16 protein-coding genes are annotated in these 17,305 nt (G+C 59.6%); 9 read left to right on the top strand and 7 right to left on the bottom strand.

Annotated features, from left to right (window positions below):
* Positions 1 to 14 precede the first annotated feature (14 nt).
* Both E4191_RS03620 and E4191_RS03615 read right to left on the bottom strand, forming a co-directional pair.
* Positions 15 to 599 (bottom strand): TRAP transporter small permease subunit, encoded by a 585-nt coding sequence (locus E4191_RS03620; protein ID WP_135312199.1) that lies wholly within the window; start codon positions 597 to 599, stop codon positions 15 to 17.
* A gap of 68 nt (positions 600 to 667) precedes the next feature.
* On the bottom strand, positions 668 to 1,807 hold the full coding sequence (locus tag E4191_RS03615; protein WP_135312198.1) for a TRAP transporter substrate-binding protein: 1,140 nt from the start codon (positions 1,805 to 1,807) through the stop codon (positions 668 to 670).
* Between the two features lie 361 nt (positions 1,808 to 2,168).
* Between E4191_RS03615 and E4191_RS03610 the strand changes: the two genes are divergently transcribed.
* The gene (locus tag E4191_RS03610) at positions 2,169 to 3,041 is read left to right on the top strand and encodes an NAD(P)-dependent oxidoreductase (protein ID WP_135312197.1); all 873 of its coding nucleotides are present in this window, start codon (positions 2,169 to 2,171) and stop codon (positions 3,039 to 3,041) included.
* Positions 3,042 to 3,092: 51 nt separating this feature from the next.
* Positions 3,093 to 4,055 carry a 2-hydroxyacid dehydrogenase gene (locus tag E4191_RS03605; protein WP_135312196.1) on the top strand — a complete coding sequence of 321 codons (963 nt, stop codon included), beginning with the start codon at positions 3,093 to 3,095 and terminating at the stop codon, positions 4,053 to 4,055.
* Positions 4,056 to 4,430: 375 nt separating this feature from the next.
* Here E4191_RS03605 and E4191_RS03600 read toward each other — a convergent pair whose 3' ends face one another.
* Together E4191_RS03600 and E4191_RS03595 are read right to left on the bottom strand one after the other, a co-directional pair.
* Positions 4,431 to 4,781: a c-type cytochrome gene (locus E4191_RS03600; protein ID WP_135312195.1), complete on the bottom strand. Its 351-nt coding sequence runs from the start codon at positions 4,779 to 4,781 to the stop codon at positions 4,431 to 4,433.
* A gap of 74 nt (positions 4,782 to 4,855) precedes the next feature.
* Positions 4,856 to 6,205, bottom strand: coding sequence for a PQQ-dependent sugar dehydrogenase (locus tag E4191_RS03595; RefSeq protein WP_135312194.1), 1,350 nt, complete (start codon positions 6,203 to 6,205; stop codon positions 4,856 to 4,858).
* 399 nt (positions 6,206 to 6,604) lie between these two features.
* On the opposite strand from E4191_RS03595, the gene E4191_RS03590 reads away from it, so the two are divergent.
* A complete protein-coding gene (locus tag E4191_RS03590; RefSeq protein WP_135312193.1) occupies positions 6,605 to 6,856 on the top strand; it encodes an FAD-binding oxidoreductase in 252 nt (83 codons plus the stop codon).
* Positions 6,857 to 6,874: 18 nt separating this feature from the next.
* Here E4191_RS03590 and E4191_RS03585 read toward each other — a convergent pair whose 3' ends face one another.
* The 3 genes from E4191_RS03585 to E4191_RS03575 form a co-directional block, all read right to left on the bottom strand.
* Positions 6,875 to 8,449: a gamma-glutamyltransferase gene (locus E4191_RS03585; protein WP_135312192.1), complete on the bottom strand. Its 1,575-nt coding sequence runs from the start codon at positions 8,447 to 8,449 to the stop codon at positions 6,875 to 6,877.
* A 210-nt stretch (positions 8,450 to 8,659) separates the two neighbouring features.
* A complete protein-coding gene (locus E4191_RS03580) occupies positions 8,660 to 9,832 on the bottom strand; it encodes an ABC transporter substrate-binding protein (protein WP_135312191.1) in 1,173 nt (390 codons plus the stop codon).
* Positions 9,833 to 9,841: 9 nt separating this feature from the next.
* Positions 9,842 to 10,900, bottom strand: coding sequence for a GntR family transcriptional regulator (locus E4191_RS03575; RefSeq protein ID WP_176562619.1), 1,059 nt, complete (start codon positions 10,898 to 10,900; stop codon positions 9,842 to 9,844).
* Between the two features lie 245 nt (positions 10,901 to 11,145).
* On the opposite strand from E4191_RS03575, the gene E4191_RS03570 reads away from it, so the two are divergent.
* The 6 genes from E4191_RS03570 (at position 11,146) to E4191_RS03545 (ending at position 17,298) form a co-directional block, all read left to right on the top strand.
* Positions 11,146 to 12,438 carry an ABC transporter substrate-binding protein gene (locus E4191_RS03570; protein WP_407947044.1) on the top strand — a complete coding sequence of 431 codons (1,293 nt, stop codon included), beginning with the start codon at positions 11,146 to 11,148 and terminating at the stop codon, positions 12,436 to 12,438.
* Positions 12,439 to 12,507: 69 nt separating this feature from the next.
* Positions 12,508 to 13,383 (top strand): ABC transporter permease, encoded by an 876-nt coding sequence (locus E4191_RS03565; protein ID WP_135312189.1) that lies wholly within the window; start codon positions 12,508 to 12,510, stop codon positions 13,381 to 13,383.
* Positions 13,384 to 13,389: 6 nt separating this feature from the next.
* Entirely contained in the window at positions 13,390 to 14,220 is an 831-nt protein-coding gene (locus E4191_RS03560) for an ABC transporter permease (RefSeq protein WP_135312188.1), read from the top strand.
* Positions 14,221 to 14,235: 15 nt separating this feature from the next.
* A complete protein-coding gene (locus E4191_RS03555; RefSeq protein WP_135314304.1) occupies positions 14,236 to 15,354 on the top strand; it encodes an ABC transporter ATP-binding protein in 1,119 nt (372 codons plus the stop codon).
* Position 15,355: 1 nt separating this feature from the next.
* Positions 15,356 to 16,348, top strand: a complete 993-nt coding sequence (locus E4191_RS03550) for an asparaginase (RefSeq protein ID WP_176562618.1) — start codon at positions 15,356 to 15,358, stop codon at positions 16,346 to 16,348.
* Positions 16,349 to 16,395: 47 nt separating this feature from the next.
* Complete coding sequence (locus E4191_RS03545; protein ID WP_135312186.1) at positions 16,396 to 17,298, top strand: polysaccharide deacetylase family protein; 903 nt, start codon at positions 16,396 to 16,398, stop codon at positions 17,296 to 17,298.
* Positions 17,299 to 17,305: the final 7 nt, after the last annotated feature.

The following is a 17,305-nucleotide window of genomic DNA, read 5'->3' as shown; positions in this document are numbered from 1 at the left end:
CGGGTGGGACGGCGTCAGGCCGGACCGTTTGTCTGCTTTTGCGCAGCAGTTTGGGCAAGGATAGTCTCGGTCTCTTCGACGTCTTGGGGGAGTGGTGGCCAGTATCCCTGGCGGATGCAGATGAGGCAGCGAAAGACCTGAGCGATCCCTTGGATAAACAGCAGGATCCCAGCGGCCACGATCACTGACTTAAACTGATAGATCGGAATGCCAGCCGGGCTGTTGACCGAAACCTCTCCATACCCCCAAGATCGGCTGGCATATTTCCAACCGGCAAAGATCAATGCAAGAATTCCGGGAAAGAAGAATACAAAATAAAGGACGAGATCCACCCGGGCCTGTGTCCGATCTGACCATAGCCGATATAGAAAATCGCCCTTCACATGGCCGCCACGGGACAGGGTATAAGCCCCGCCCATCATGAACATCGTTCCATACATAATGAAACTCATATCCAACGCCCAAGGGGTTGGGCGGTTGAACAGATAGCGGACAAGCACCTCATAGCTCATTCCGAGAGTCATTAGAATGACGAGCCAGCCGAAGGCCTTGCCAAACCATGCCGAGAGGTTGTCGGCAAATCGAATATAGTTTTGCATGATGGAAACTCCGAGGGCGTGGCAGGGCCGATAGCGAATGGCGCGGTTTTACCGCGCCAAACACTAAGTTACATGCTGAGCTTTCCCGGAAAGTAATGCTCGTATGCCAAGCCCAAATCGGCCGAGTTCATCAGCTCGTAATATGCGACGCGCTCTGTCCAAGCCCGTTGGCTGTCCATGACCTTTTTGTTGAAGGGATCCGTTTCTAGATCTGCAATCAACGTGTCCCAAGCCTGCAATTGGGCCGCAAGAATGTCCTGGGATGTCCGTCGAACCGTAACGCCCCCTTCAGATTGAAGTTCAGCCAGATCCTTCGAGTACTCCGACATGGCCAAAGCTAGGTTCGAAGTTGCGGATGCCTCCACTGCATATTTTAGAATTGCCTGAAGATCTGCGGGAAGGTCGTCCATGAAATCACGGTTGAACAGGAACTCGAAAGATTCCGACGCCTGGTGGTACGAGGACAGGTAATAGTTTTTCGCCACGTCTTGAGCGCCGAAGCGGCGGTCCGACGAGGGGTTGTTAAACTCGAACGCGTCGATCACGCCACGTTCCATTGCCGGCACGATTTCGCCGCCTGGCAACTGGGCTACAGACATTCCCATTTCTTGCAACAGATCTGCTGCAAGCCCGACGGTCCGGTATTTCAACCCCTGAACGTCCGCAACCGTGCTGACCTCGTTCTTGAACCAGCCGAGAGGCTGGGCGGGCATGGGCATGCCCATGTAGCCGTAGACGTTGAGGCCGAGAATGTCCTGGGTGAGCTCGCGATACAGTTCGGCACCGCCACCTTGGTAGAACCAAGCCAGCATCGTTGTCGCCGAGCCGCCAAAAACCGGACCCGTCCCGAAGAACGACGCCGCCTTGGACTTGCCGTACCAGTAAACCGGCACGGTGTGGGCGGCGTCGATGACCCCGTCAGCCACGGCATCCATCACCTGGAATGCACCGACGACCGCACCGGCAGGCAGAAGGTCGATGGTGATACGACCGCCTGACATTTCTTCGACACGCGTCGTGTATTCGCGGGCCATGTCCATCCAAATGTCCGACGCGGGCCAAGACGTCTGCATCCTCATCACAATCGGAGACTGCGCAAGCACGGCAGGTGCCGCAAGAGCGGTGACTGCTGCTACAGAACCGCCAACGGCGCCAGTGCGTAGAAATGAACGGCGAGAATGACGTGCTGTTTCACGAGTTTCAGTCATCGGTGTCCTCCCAGACAATATGGCCGCTGACGCGACATGCGATCCCTCCAGACCAGAAGACCCGCCTAAACCCCTTGGCGCAACAGATTTTCAGCCGGACCTGAGTATTACTTAAAAGGAAGGTCCGGATGGTTGGTCAATACGACCTTCGTCGGGAAAGCAGTTCATTCCGTATTGCCCAATAAACAAAATGCGACAAAGGTTTAGACATCCGCCGCAATAAGCGGTCCTCATATCCGCGCCTTTGGCAGGACGGTCACATCATTTGTGCCGGACATCTGGCACGCGCCGTGCTGATTGCATCTGAACATGTCCCGATCGCACAATCAGGGTCGAACCGCTAACAGGGGAAAGAGCATCAATGACCAAAGTGGCATTTCTGGGACTCGGGGTGATGGGGTATCCGATGGCGGGGCATCTGCACGCCAAAGGCCACGAGGTCACCGTCTACAACCGGACCGCAGCGAAAGCAGAAAGATGGGTCGAAGAGCACGGCGGGAGCATGGCCTGGACACCGCAAGAGGCGGTTGCTGGGGCGGAGCTCGTTTTCGCCTGCGTCGGCAATGACGATGATCTGCGCGCTATTTGCATAGGACCGGATGGCGCCTTCGCCGGCATGACGGCAGGAACGATCTTCGTGGATCACACGACCGTCTCCGCAGCAGTCACCCGAGACATGTGTGCGGCCGCAGCCGCCCTCGATCTGGGGTTCGTCGACGCGCCCGTGTCCGGCGGGCAGGCGGGGGCAGAAAAGGGCGTCCTTTCCGTGATGTGCGGGGGAACGCAGGCTCATTACGGCAAGGCCGAAGCCATCATTTCCGCATATGCCCGGATCTGTCGCCGGATCGGCGACAGCGGCGCGGGACAGGTGGCCAAGATGTGCAATCAAATCGCAATCGCCGGACTGGTTCAGGGCCTGTCGGAAGCGCTGCATTTCGCGGAAAAGGCCGGGCTTGACGGCGCGGCAGTGGTCGAGGTGATCAGCCAGGGGGCAGCGGGCAGCTGGCAGATGGCAAACCGGTACGAAACCATGCTCAGCGGTCATTTCGAACACGGCTTTGCCGTGGACTGGATGCGGAAAGACCTCGGGATCTGCCTCGACACCGCGAATACGACCGGAGCCAGCCTGCCGGTGACGGCACTTGTTGATCAGTTCTACAAGGATGTTCAGAAGATGGGCGGTGGCCGATGGGACACCTCGTCGCTGATCAAGCGCCTGCGCCATCTGGGTTAGCAAGTCAAACGTTTCAGCCAGTCATAAGCAGTCGATATCAAGGTGAACCCAATGGCCAAACCCAGACTCTTGATCACGCGCAAGCTTCGCACGGTTGTCGAAAAGCGGGCCTCGCATGACTACGATGTCGTCTTCAACGTGGACGACGACGTCTTTTCTGAAGAGGATCTTATCTTGGCCTGCCAGGGCGTTGATGCGGTGCTGCCCTGCCATTCCGAGCGTTTCGATGCCGCAGTCATCCGCGCCATCGGTCCCCGGCTTAAGATCATCGCGAACCATTCCGTTGGAACCGACCATGTCGATCTGGATGCGGCCAAAGCGGCTGGGATCGTGGTGACGAACACCCCGGACGTGCTCTCGGACGCCACGGCTGAAATTGCGATCCTGTGCATGTTGGGGGCGGCCAGGCGGGGTGCGGAGGGCGATGCCCTCGTTCGTTCCGGGCAATGGACCACATGGTCCCCCTCGTTCATGGTCGGTCGACAGGTCACAGGTCGTCGGTTCGGCGTGTTGGGAATGGGCCGCGTGGGTCAGGTCACTGCAGATCGGGCGCGCGGCTTCGGTATGGAAATCCATTACCACAATCGGCGTCGGCTGCCCGATCACCTTGAAAAAAGGGCGGTCTATCACCCAACCCTCGACGGCCTGCTCGCTGTTTCCGACGTATTGAGCCTTCACTGTCCGGCGACGGCAGAAAACATGAACGTCATGAACGCCCGCACTCTGGCTCTGCTGCCGGACCGGGCAATTGTCGTGAACACGGCACGTGGTGCGCTGATCGATGAAATCGCGTTGATCGCGGCGCTGAGATCGGGAAAGCTGTTCGCGGCGGGCCTCGACGTCTTCCAGACGGAGCCGGGTGGAAATTCGACCCTTGCCGGCATGTCTAACGTTTTTCTCCTGCCGCATATCGGGTCCGCGACGGAAGACACCCGTGATGCCATGGGGTTCAGGGCACTCGATAATCTCGATGCGTTTTTCGCTGGCCAAGCCCCGGGTGATCGCGTGGCATGATCCCTTGATCGGGGGCCTAACAAAGGCCATCCTGGCATCCAATTTTCTAAATGCTTCAGTTGGTATTTAATGGGCAGAATAAAGAGTCTGGACAGGGCCGTCGCTTGACGGCATCGCAATCATCATCTCGCCATAAACGGTATTGGCTTTTGTGCATTGCGGCCAGACCGGGCATATATGAGATTGGGGATTACGGCAGGTTCTGCGGATGCTTATGGCGGATCAGAAAGCGCATCGTCGATCGCATCGATGGCGGAATTAAGAAGTAAAGGGGCAGCCACTTGGACGGGGGCGGAATAACCCATGTCGGTTTGATTGCCACGCGGCTGATGTGAGATCATCACGCGAGGCAATCGTGTCATGCACCGTCAAGGTCTACTTCGGCATTTCGTAGGTTGCCGTGATCGAAGCATACCATGCGGCCAAATTCCTGATGTCATCATCGCTGAGATCGCTTGCGATAATGGACATCTGCGGGTCCTCGCGTCGGCCCGCACGATAGTCCTGAAGAGCTTTCGACAGGTATTCGGGACTCTGCCCGCCAATATTCGGAATGATCGGGTTTGTGCCCACCCCGTCCAGACCGTGACAGACCCGGCATGTCTGGGTGAGATTGGAACCCGCCTGCTGCGCGCCCGGAGCAGGATCGTCGGTTTGCGCAAAGGCAGGACCGACATGGAGGCCGGCCATTGCAACGAGAGCCGCCGCGCGGTGAAGTAACGTCATGATATGTCTTTCCTGGCTTGGTCCGGGGCAGTAAAAGTTGCCCCGGATAACGTCAATCTGTCAGCCCGATGTCGTTAGTTGGCAGGCGCTGCGGCCCCTTCGTCAGCCTCTTCCTCAACCTGTGCGGCACCGGTGGACGTGGCGCTGTCTGCTCCGGCGTCAGCCTGCTCAGAGCCCTCTCCGGTATAGGCGATCCGCCAGATCGCCCCCGCGAAGTCATCCGAAATCAGCATCGAGCCGTCGCGGAGGAACGCCACATCCATGGGACGACCCCGGTACTCACCGGTTTCCTCGTCCAGCCAGCCATCGGCAAAGACCTCGGTCCCTGCGGCATTGCCGTCTGCATCGAGGCGAGTGAACATCACCCGCGCACCGATGGGGGTGGTCCGGTTCCAGCTGCCGTGCTGGGCCGAAAAGATGCCTCCCTTATACTTCTCGGGAAAGCTGCTTCCCCGGTAGAAGCTCATGCCGAGATCTGCGGCATGGGCGTCCATCTCGACCTGGGGCTCGCTGAAATCCACACCCTCGGGGCGCTCCACGCCCTTGTAGTCCTCGATCTCGAACGAGGCATTTGTCCAAGGAAAGCCGAAATGCTGGCCCGCTTCCGTCTGCCGGTTCAGTTCGCCCGGCGGAATATCGTCGCCCAAGCCGTCGACCTGGTTGTCCGTGAACCAAAGATCGCCATTGGTCGGGTTGAAGTCATGCCCGACTGAGTTGCGGATACCCCTCGTGTAGACCTCGCGCCCGCTGCCATCGGCATTTACACGGATGATGCCGCCGATCCCGATCTCGTCATACGTCGCCACCTTGTCCTGAGGCTGGACATTGTATGGCTGGCCGAGAGACACGTATAGCTTCCCATCGGGGCCCACGCGGCAAACACGGGCGGTGTGGTTGAAGCTTTCCTCCTCCTTAGGGATAAGTTCACCCTGCGCGATCACAGTGCTAACGGCAGGGTCCGGGCCTTCAAAAAAGAATTCAGCAGCCGGGAAGCTCAAAACCCGGTTGCGTTCGGCAATGTAGAGGAAACCGTCAGGTGAAAAGCAGGGACCGTTCGGAACGTCGAAGGTCAGCGAGGGTGCAAAGTCCATGACCTCGTCGGCCACGCGGTTGCGGTCACGATCCACGACAGACCAGACCTTGTCCTTTCGGGTGCCCACGAAGACGACAGTGCCCTGGGGGGCGACAGCCATCGACCGGGCATCGGGGACGACGGCATAAAGACTGGCTTCAAAACCGCTGGGCACGTTGATATGGGGCACGATCGCTTGCAACGCATCGGCAGTCGGGCCCGTCTGGTCAATCCGGGTGAATGTCGCGTCGGTGCGCTGCATCCCCTGCAGCGTCTCCAAGTTGTCTTGGGCAAGTGTTGGTGTCGCAAGAGCCGTCGTCACGAGCAAGCCAATCATGGACGCACGCTGCATGGTGTCTCCTCCCTGGTGAAATTCGTTCGGATCAGATTTCGCAGGGCTTCCTGACCTGGCACATTTTCCTCGAGCCGTTGGCCAGTCTGCCGCTGCAGATAACTTGGACAATGTCGCGCCCCTCCGCCCGACAAATGCCTGCGCCCGAGAATCTGCGGTTTAAGAACCACGTCAACTTATTTCCTTTGATATCACACCAAAGAATTGGTCTCCGTGAGCCGGATGGGAATCCATTCAAGGATTCGATCCGTGTTGCGTAGCTGTAGAGGGGGGTGCAAGGATCAGAAGGGTCGTCGTGTCATGGATGGGCGGGCGCCTATTTTGCCAAAGTCACAGAGGCTCAGAGGGCGACCTGCGCAAGATGTCCCTCACGCTTTGCGGGCTGCCGCCGGAGGTGCCGTGGCGTTTTCCTTGGGGGGCTTCTTCGCCATGACGGCGGAACGCTATCTGCATCTCAATCAGGTCTCCCCGAATGTCATGGTAGCAATGGGCTGCAACGGACGCGGCGTCGCCATGGCCTTGGTCATGGGAAAAGTGCTGGCGGATTGGGCCTCGGGCACCGCACCGCAGCCGATCCCGTTTCACTTGATGAAGAAGCCGGCCGTCATGGCAACGGTGGTATGGTCGTGGCTGCGCGACGCGCTGAAGTAGCCTCCGGGCAGCACCCGATCACACCTCGCCTTCGTGAACCGCATCCCCCCAAGGGCTCATGATCTCGGTCGCGCCGCAGTTACGACCCGCTTCGCGCATGACGCCTGCAGGCACGGCAAAGGCATAGGGGTGGACGGTGCGTTTCGCGGTCGTCACGGGACCGAGGGCCGCCAGCGCCTCGGCCACGTCGGGCGGCAGATCCTCGTCCATCACGGTGCCTGTGGCGCCGGAGGCGTCGATGCGGGGGGTGTGGAACGCGGCCTCCAGATCCATGCCGAAATCCACCATGAAGCTGACCAGATTGGCCACCGCCGGCAGGATCTTGCGCCCGCCCGAGGCGCCGATGGCGAACATCCGGTCGCCCACCTGCCCCACGGTCGGGCAGACATTCATCAGGCAGCGCTTGCCCGGCGCGAGGGAGTTGGGCTTGCCGGGCTCGGGGTCGAACCACATGATGCCGTTGTTCAGCAGCATCCCGGTCTGCGGCGAGACGACATGGCTGCCGAACATCGACAGCAGCGTCTGCGTCACGTTCACCATGTTGCCGTGCCGGTCCACCACGCTGAAGCTGGTGGTGCAGGCCGGGGCGCGCGGGCTTTCGCCGGTATCGCCCCCCTGGGCCAGCCGGTCGCGATAAGCTGCGCCCAGCCCTGAGGCCAGCGCGCCGTAGCTGGCCGCCGAGGGCGCCTCGCCCGGCAGGAAGGCGACCTCCATCTGCTGCAGGGTCTTCACCAGCTCCGCCCCGGCGGACAGGCCCGAGGGCGCATGGATCACCGCGTCGCGGTAGCGGATGGTGCGGGGCGTCGTGGCCAGCGCCCGATAGGCCCGCAGATCGTCCAGCGACAGGCAGCCCCCCTTGGCCCCGACATCCTCGACCAGCATGCCCGCGATGGCGCCGTCGTAGAAGTCCTGCGCGCCGTGGTCGGCAAGACGACGCAGGGTGGCGGCATGGGTGCGCTGGTCCAGCCGGGCGGTGGCCGCCGTGGTCCAGCCCGCGATATCGGGCCATTGCCCATCCGCCAGAAACATCGCTGCCGCATCCGGATCCTGCGCCAGCTGGCGCGCCGCCGAGGCGATCAGCAGCGATGAGTACCAGTCGAGCTGCATCCCTTCCTCGGCCAGCGCCACGGCGGGAGCCAGCAGATCGGCCCAGTCCTTCGTGCCATAGCGCTCATGCGCCAGCGCCATCCCCGCCACCGTGCCTGGCACCGCGACAGAGGTCGCGCCAAAGATGTTGCGGTCGTCCCGGACCCGCGTCCACGGGAACAGATCCGCCGCCTGCCGCCCCGGCTCCAGCGGGTAGTCGGCGACGTCCAGCGCGGCGGGGGAACGCATGCCGAACTCGATGGTTTCGGCCCGCGCCTCGCCCGCACGCCACAGGGTCATCATGCCGCCGCCCATCGGTCCCGACATCCACGGCTCGACCACCCCCACCGCAAACGAGGTCGCGACCGCCGCATCTATGGCATCGCCCCCCGAGGCCAGTACCGCCGCCCCGACCTCGGCAGCCTTGCGGTGCTGGCAGGCAACAACACCCCCATCGGTCCACACGACGTCTTTGCGGATACGCTGCGTTCGGGAGAAATTTGTCATGTCATCGGCTTTCTGTCGTCATGGGTGCTTGGAAGCAGGCGTCCGCCATCAGACGGCGCTGCGGCCGGTCATGCAAGGTCGCCAGAGACGAAAGCTGGCCCATCGCCAGCCAAACCGGCAGCGGACGATCAGAAGACGGGCGGCTGTCTGCCTCGGGAGCGTGCGGGCCTCGGCTTTCAATCCCTGCCACTGCTCGGCAGCGTGCGTTTGTCAGGAGATGATAAATTCTCGCCAGCGTCGGATTAAGTAGTTGTTCTCCGGCATGATCGTCGACCAGAACGCAATTCGCTCCATCCGATCACGATAACTGCCGCCGGCGCGTTGTTCGCCCTGTTGGGCGACAATGCGTCCATCAGGTCCTGGCAAATCTTCTTCCGCAGGCTCGCCTGCATACCAATACGCCCACTCGGCAGAGCTCAGCGTGTCACGTAGCGGCCCGGCGACCGAGGTATAATAGCCGCGCCGGGCCATAATCGCACCCGGCTCTCCGTCCAGCCACCAGTTGAGGTATGCATAGGCCATTTCAAGCACCTCTCCCTCTACCGTTGAGGAGATGCAGTTCCCGGAATGCCACCCGCGCGCGCCTTCGACCGGATTGGCATAGATCAAATCTTTCCCCTCCGCGCGCAATAGGTAATAGCCCGGCGACCAAAGCGAGCCAATGGCGGCAGTCGAGCTAGACATACCGCGGACCGACTCTTCCATCGTGTTCCAGCAACGGCCAAAATGCCCGGTTCGGCGGTGCGACATGAGAAAGGCAAAAAGTTCGTCGATCTCCTCAATGGAAAGATTGCCCGGATCCGCTGCAGAAAGCACACCGGCGGCACGCGCTGCGATGGCAAGCTCAACCGCGCTTCCTGCTGGATCGGCACTCAGCAGGCAACGTCCATGCCACGCACTGTCGAGTAGCCAAGCCCAGCTTTCTTGGCGGTTCTCTCCATAATGTCGTGCTACCTCGGAAGTATATGCAAAGCTGTCTGCATTGTAGACCGTCGGCAGCATGGAAATTTGCGGCGGGCATGACTCACTAGCCGCCCCTGCAAGAGTGCCATCAGGCTGAACATACAGAACATTCCCCGGCCGGCTGCCCGACCCGCGCCAAGCCACTTCAACCGAGCCGGCGGGCACGACTTGGGACCAGCGCCGGATAAGTGCAGTGTCGATTGGACGGATGGAGCCGGCGGTCCACAGAAGATCAACAGAATGGAACCACTGGTCGTAGATGTCATAACTCTCGGGTGCCATGACGCCCCGGCGCAAGCAGTCCACACCGTCAAGTGCTTCAAACGAGATTGAAAATCCTAAGTCGGTGCGCGCGCGTCGGCAGATTTCTGGGGTGAGAGTTGTTGAGGTGCCTATGACCCTAAGTATAGGTTCAGTCATGAAAAACCTTCAGTGGATCGCTGTCATATATGGTGCATGGTCTGGCAGCGGTAATTGCGAGAGGACCCTCAGCCGGGCAAGGGTCAGAGCCTCCGTCCGCTGCAAATGAGAACATAACCGCGCACACGCGGCTTTGATATCGCCATGCAACAGAGAATTCAGGATGGCCGCATGATCGTACAATCCAGGCAAGTCGTCGCGTATGGAAAAATGCTGGCGAAAGAGCTTGGGCACCAGAAGCGAAATCTGGTTGCGCTGAATCGACCCCAGCAGCCGCGAATTGCGCTGCCCGTCATACATCGTGCGAAACATAGCCTGTTCAATACCATCCAGCTCGGCGGACCCGCAGGCAGGAAACGTGGCGATTGCCTTCTCCACACGCTGAGCGATACCGACGATCCAAGCTTGGGACAGACCTTTACCCACATTCGCAAGAGCAGCGGGCTCAAGGAGCGTCCGCATCTCGATTGTCTCGTGTAGGTCACGCGCTGTCATCTGTCCCACTATCCAGTGCGACTTGCGGTCCTTCTCGATCAGGCGTTGATCCATGAGCCGCCAAAGCACATCGCGCGCAACAGTGCGGCTCACAGCGTGATAATCGCCTAGTTCGGCTTCTTGAATGCGGAACGTGCCGAACGGCATACAAGCGGTCACTTCATCCACGACCTCGGCGAGAATGCGCTCCCAAGCGGCCGAACGGTCGATGTCGCCGGGCTCGCGGTTCAGGATCTGCTGCAATCTGCGCGGCGAAATCACCACCTGCGCATCGGCGCGCCCGCTGACCACATAGCCCTGCCCACGAGCAGGGGTGATCAGGCCGCGTTCTACCAACAGACCAAGCGCACGACGCACCGGCGCGCGGCTGATTCCAAGTTGATGAGACAGGCTCGTCTCCTTGAGCACCGTACCTGCAGGCAGTTCGCCGCTCGTGATCCTTGCCGCCAGCAAATCGTGGATCGTGCCATACAGAAACGGTGCCGCAGCGGGTATCCCTATCCTGTTCAACCCTTTCTTTGGCTGATCGCATGTTTGCATCATGATCTCGCTATATTCTGGCGCCCTCATCATAGATTGCTCGCCCGTTCCTGCGCCCTGACTGCACATGCATGCGGCAGAGCTGTGGCAGAGCTGCGGACCATGCGCCCATTTTCATCATGGCCAGAGAAGCTCCTCAGGCCAAGAAAATTGTGCTTTGCATTCTAAAAACGGATTGCTACGCTCTTGGTAGCCGACATGTATGGGCGACCCTGGCGAAGGGGCATTGATCGGTGGAACAAATCTACCTGCAACCTATCGCCCCGGGAGGAGCCCCCATGACCGAAATGAAGAACAGTATCGACCTTTCGCGGCGCAAGTTTCTCCAGTCGACGGCCGCTGTCACCGGTGCCGCCGTCGGTTCAGGCGTCATCGGTGCGCCGATGATCTGGGCGCAGAACATCCGTGACATCACGATCAGCTGGACCGGTCCGTCCTTTTCGGTCATCGCCGACATCGCCGATAAAGCAAGCGAAGATCTGGGTTTCCGCATCGTTCCCCAATCGGTCGAAAGCACGAACCTGATGCCCAGGATCATCAACCAGCCCGAGACGCTGGAAATCGTCGACATGGAGTACTGGGCGCTGGCAAAGGTGTGGCGATCGGGTAATTTCCAAGCCATCGACAAGACAAAGATCGGCAATTGGAGCAGGATCACGCCGATCATGAAGGACGGAAAGAACTTCGATGGCAGCGACCTGTCGCGGCAAGGCATTCTACCTTTCAAGGTGATGTACCTGGAGTCGGCGGATGCAGACGGTTTCGCGGCAGAGGAGACGGATATCGTCAGCACGGTGCCGACGATCTACAACGCGGATACGCTTGGAATCCGTCCGGACCTGATTGGTCGCCCCATCGAAAGCTATGCTGAGCTGTTCAACCCCGAATTCAAGGGCAAGACCGCCCTTGTGAACGTGCCCGGCACCGGCATCCTGGATGCTGCTAACGCTTTTGAAGCCATGGGAGAGATAACCTACGGCGACAAGGGGAACATGACCCGTGAAGAGATCGATTTCACCATCAATAACTTGATCGAGCTGAAGCGCGCGGGACAGTTCCGTGCCTTCTGGCTCAGCTTTGACGAGTCAGTGAACCTGATGGCTGCGGGCGAAGTCGTCATTCAGTCGATGTGGGCACCGGCTGTCACCGCTGTTAAGGCACGCGGTATTCCCTGCGTCTATCAAAGCATGAAGGAAGGCTATCGAGCTTGGGGTTCGGGAATTGGTCTTATGGGGCATCTTGAAGGGATGAAGCGCGACGCTGCCTATGAGTTCATGAACTGGACGCTTTCGGGTTGGCATGGTGGGTTCATCGGGCGACAGGGCTACTATTCGTCTATCCCCGAACACGCCCGTGAATTCATGACCGATAACGAATGGGGATATTGGTACGAGGGGCAGCCGGCGACGGAGCAGATCGTCGACCCCTACGGCACAGTGATGGATGGCGAAGGCGCACAGCGCGACGGCGGCTCGTTCCAGGATCGGATTGGCAATATCTCGGTCTGGAACACAGTGATGGACGAAGAGCGCTACATGGTTCAGCGCTGGAACGAATTCATCTCGGCCTGATTTAGACGGCTCCGGCGCACCATGCCCCGGAGCCATGTCCGACCCAGCACACATTCACGGAGTTGCGCCATGTCTAGCCGTTCGTCGGGCGGGAGTTCAGGACTCAGTGCCTATCTGCAGGTCGCGCCGCTGGCGCTTTTCACAATCGCCTTCGTTGGCGTTCCGATCGGAACTCTGGTCTTGCTCAGCTTCTGGCAGACGGACGGCATCTTCATCTACCGCGAGTTCACGCTCGACAACTACCGGCAGATGCTTAGCTCCCCGCTGACTTATGCGTTATTCTTCACAACAATCAAGTTTGCGGCGATCACCTTGATTGTAACGACGATCATCGGTTTCATCTGCTCGTATTTCCTAGTGTTTCATGTGCGGAATCTGAAATGGCAGATCGGGCTTTTGCTGCTGTGCACCATCCCGTTCTGGACTTCGAACGTGATCCGCATGATATCATGGATCCCGTTCCTGGGCCGCGAGGGGATCTTCAACCAGACTATCATCGCGATGGGCCTGACAAATCAACCACTTGATTTCCTGCTCTACTCCGAGTTTGCGGTGATCCTGACCTATATTCATCTCTATACGCTGTTCATGATCGTCCCGATCTTCAACAGCATGGCCAAGATCAACCCCAATCTGATCGAAGCTGCGCGGGATGCCGGAGCATCCGGGTGGCAGATCCTGTACACGGTCATCATTCCACTTTCCAAGACCGGCATCGCACTCGGTTCTATATTCGTCGTCACCCTGGTGATGGCTGATTTCTTCGTGGTCCGCGTGATGAGCGGCGGACAAAGCGCGTCGGTCGTTTCAGCCATGAAAAACCAGATCGACAACTTGTTTTATCCGCAGGCAGCAGCCATGGCGATCATGTTGATCGCCGTCGTGGCGCTGCTGGTTTCGGGTATCCTGCGGGTGGTCGATATTCGTGCCGAATTGGCGCGCTAGGGGGCGATGAACATGTCGAACGGTCAAAAACGGGGCCTTGGCTTCTATCTGCTCGCCGCCTTCTTCGCGATGTTCGTGATCTTCCTTTACGGGCCAATGCTGATGATCTTCATTCTCAGCTTTCAGGGAACAACCGGCGGGCTTACCTTCCCAATGCGGGGCGTGTCGGTTCACTGGTTTGGCGACCTTTTCGCGTCAAGCCGCTATGGCGATCTGGGCGGAGCCCTCACTCGGTCGGTGCTTTTAGGGCTGGTGGCCATGATTATCACGACGGTGGTATGTCTCTTTGCCGGCCTCGCCTTTCGCCGACGGTTTATGGGCGCTGGGCCGCTTTTTTACCTGTCCATTATCAGCCTGGTGGTTCCGGGGATCCTGCTTGGCCTTGGCATCAGCCAGATGTTCCAGTTGCTGGGGATCCGTCTCCACTGGCTGATGTCGGGGCTTGTCGCGCATCTCAGCTGGACGTTGCCCTTTGGCCTTCTGATCATGTTCGCTGTCCTCAATCGGTTTGACTCCTCATGGGAAGAGGCGGCGCGCGATGCGGGCGCCCGTGCCCTGACCATCCTGCGGCTGGTGACCATCCCGATCCTGTTTCCGGGCCTGATTGCCGTCGCGCTGTTCGGCTTCACCCTGTCCTATGATGAGATGCCACGCTCGCTCCTGACCGTGGGCGGCAACAACACACTTCCCATCGAAATATCGAACATGACCACCACTGTCACGACACCGGCGCTTTATGCGATCGGGACACTGACCTCGGCGCTCAGCTTCCTCGCCATCGCCATCTCTTTCATCGCTATTGCCATCATCCAGAAACGACGCCGCGCACGCGATTGACCAGGAATGCTAGACATGAGTGAACAAAGCCGTATCGACATCCGCAATGTGACTAAAGCCTTTGGATCGGTGAAGGCAGTCAACAATGTCGATTTGACGATCGAAGGGGGATCCTATTGCAGCATGATCGGTCCTTCGGGTTGCGGTAAGACGACGCTTTTGCGGATGATCGCCGGACACGAGACACCGACATCGGGGACGATCACCATCGGCGGCGAGGATGTGACCCATGCCCGGACCGGCAGCCGGGGCACCGCGCTGATGTTCCAGAACTATGCGTTGTTTCCGCATCTGTCCCTGACGGACAATGTCGCGTTCAGCCTGCGGGTGAAGGGCGTGGACACAGATAACCGCCGCACCCAGGCTAAAGAGATGCTTGACCGGGTGCAGCTTGGCCACCTTGCCGACCGTCTGCCGTCCGAACTTTCGGGCGGTCAGCAGCAACGTGTGGCGCTTGCACGGGCGCTGATCACCAATCCAAAGGTGCTGCTGCTGGACGAGCCGCTCTCGGCGCTCGACGAATTCCTGCGTCTGCGGATGCGGGTCGAACTGAAGCGGTTGCAGAATGAACTGGGCATCACCTTCATCCACGTCACGCATACCCAACCCGAGGCCATTGCCCTTGCCGATCAGGTGGTGGTGATGGACCACGGTCTGATCGAGCAGGCTGCCAGCCCGCGCGACATCTACAACCGTCCGCACAGCCCCTATGTCGCCCGGTTCATGGGGGGGCAGAACGTGCTGACGGGCAAGGTAACCGGAGTCGGCGAGGACGGGATGGCTAGGGTCGAAGGCAAAGGCGGCTTTAATTTCGGAGTAAGGCCGCTCGACAGGGTGCAGACCGGCCAGGATATGCGTTTCTCGGTCCGCCGCGACCGGATCAGACTGGGCAGCGCCGCCGGAGCGCGCGATTGCCTTTCGGGGACGGTAACCAACACCGAATATCAGGGCACTTTCGTGAAGATCGCCCTTGATACAGGGGAGCGGGAGGAATTCATTATCTACCTGGATGTGGAGGCCTATTTCGAGCGTCCGATCCATGTCGGTGAATTGGTCCATGCGGAATGGGATGCGTTCCTCAATCACCATCTGGTCGGTCTCAACAACTCGACCGGAAGCCCGCATGAGGACTGACATGATACCGCGCGTCGAGATCATCGCCCTAGGCGGAACGATCGCCTGCCAGCCCGACGCAGCGGGTGCAGGCGTTGCCCCCAGCTTGACTGCGGCCGATCTGGTCATCGCGGTGCCGGCGTTGGCCGGCAGGGCCGTGGTAGGCGCGCGCGACCTTGCCAACTTGCCGTCAACAGAGATCGACCTTCCACTTCTGTTTGCACTCGCAATCTTGATCCGTGCATTCGAGCAGGACGGGACCGAAGGAGTCGTGGTCACTCAGGGCACCGACACGATCGAGGAGACTGCCTATGTTTTGGACCTCCTTCATAACGGGAGGCTGCCGGTTGTTGTGACAGGTGCGATGCGCAACCCGTCGCTTCCCGGTGCGGACGGGCCGGCGAACCTTTTGGCCGCTGTCACCTGCGCCGTAGATCCCGCCTGTCGGGATCTTGGTGTGCTGGTCGCCTTTGACGACACGATCCATGCCGCACGTTGGGTGCAAAAGCGCGACACCACATCGACAGGAGCCTTCTGGTCGCCTGCCCCACTCGGCTGGCTAGCTGAGGGCGAGGTTGCGCTTTACGCCCGAGCCAAACGACGCGCGGGCGTTTCGGTGCCAACGGATGCGGCGGTGCCATTTGTTCCGATCCTCAAGCCCGGGATCTCGGACGAACCCCGATTGATCGAGGCCGCGATGGCGGCGGGTGCGGCGGGACTGGTCCTCGATCTTGCTGGCGGTGGCCATGTGCATACCGACTGGCTTGCCCCGCTGAGCGATGCGGCCAAGCGCGTGCCGGTCGTCTTTGCCAGCCGTACGCGTGGAGGCCGGGTACTTGGTGGTACCTATCGCCAACCCGGCGGTGAGATCGACCTTGTCTCGCGTGGCCTTACAGGGTCTGGCGATCTTGATGCACTTAAGGCGCGCCTTCTTCTGATGCTTCTTTTGATGGCAGGGCGGCCCGATGAGTTCGCCCTGCGCGCCAGCCTGTCCCTGCCAGCCTTGACGTCATGACAGCATTCAATGCGGCCCGCCGGCCGTTGACCATACAGGAGAACGAAATGGCCAAGAAAATTTATTGCGCTTTCGGTACCGATATCGATTCGGTCGCAGGCTGGATTGGGTCCTATGGCGGCGGCGACAGCCCCTCGGACATCCAGCGGGGGATCTTCGCCACCGAGGTTGGCGTGCCGCGCCTGTTGCGCTTGTTCAAGAAATACGACCTGCGCACCAGTTTCTTCATCCCGGGCCATTCCCTTGAGACCTTCCCCAAGGAAATGCAGATAATCGTGGATCAGGGGCATGAAATCGGTGCCCATGGCTATCTTCACGAGAATCCAGTTGCCATGACGCCGCAGCAGGAAGAGGACGTTCTGGTAAAATCGATCGAACTAATCGAAAAGCTGACCGGACGCGTGCCCCGCGGCTATGTAGCACCCTGGTGGGAAATGTCAGAGGTGACCGCGGCGCTTCTGAAAAAATACGATTTCAGCTACGATCACAGCCAAGGGTATCGCGATTTCCAGCCCTTCTATGCTCGGGTCGGTGATGAATGGAACGTCATCGATTACACCAAGCAGGCCAAGGAATGGATGCACCCCCTCAAGCACGGCAAAGAAATCGACCTCGTGGACATCGCTGCCAACTGGTATGTGGATGACCTGCCGCCGATGTTGTTCATGAAGAAGGCGCCCAACAGCCACGGCTTTGTGAATCCCCGGGACATCGAGGAACTATGGCGTGATCAGTTCGACTGGATGTATCGCGAGATGGATTACGGCGTCTTTGCCTTTACGATTCATCCTGATGTCTCTGGCCGCCCGCAGGTGCTTTTGATGCTGGAAAGACTGATCGAGTATATCAACGGCCACGAGGGCGTCGAATGGGCCACCTTCGAAGAGATCGCCGACGACTTCCGCAAACGGTATCCGTTCGAGAGTGGCAAGCGACCCGAGGTGATCTGAGCTGGAA

This window comes from Paracoccus liaowanqingii, assembly GCF_004683865.2.
GTDB classification, from domain to species: Bacteria; Pseudomonadota; Alphaproteobacteria; order Rhodobacterales; family Rhodobacteraceae; genus Paracoccus; species Paracoccus liaowanqingii.
Note: the sequence above shows the minus strand (reverse complement) of the source record. Positions and strands in the feature narration are given on the sequence as shown.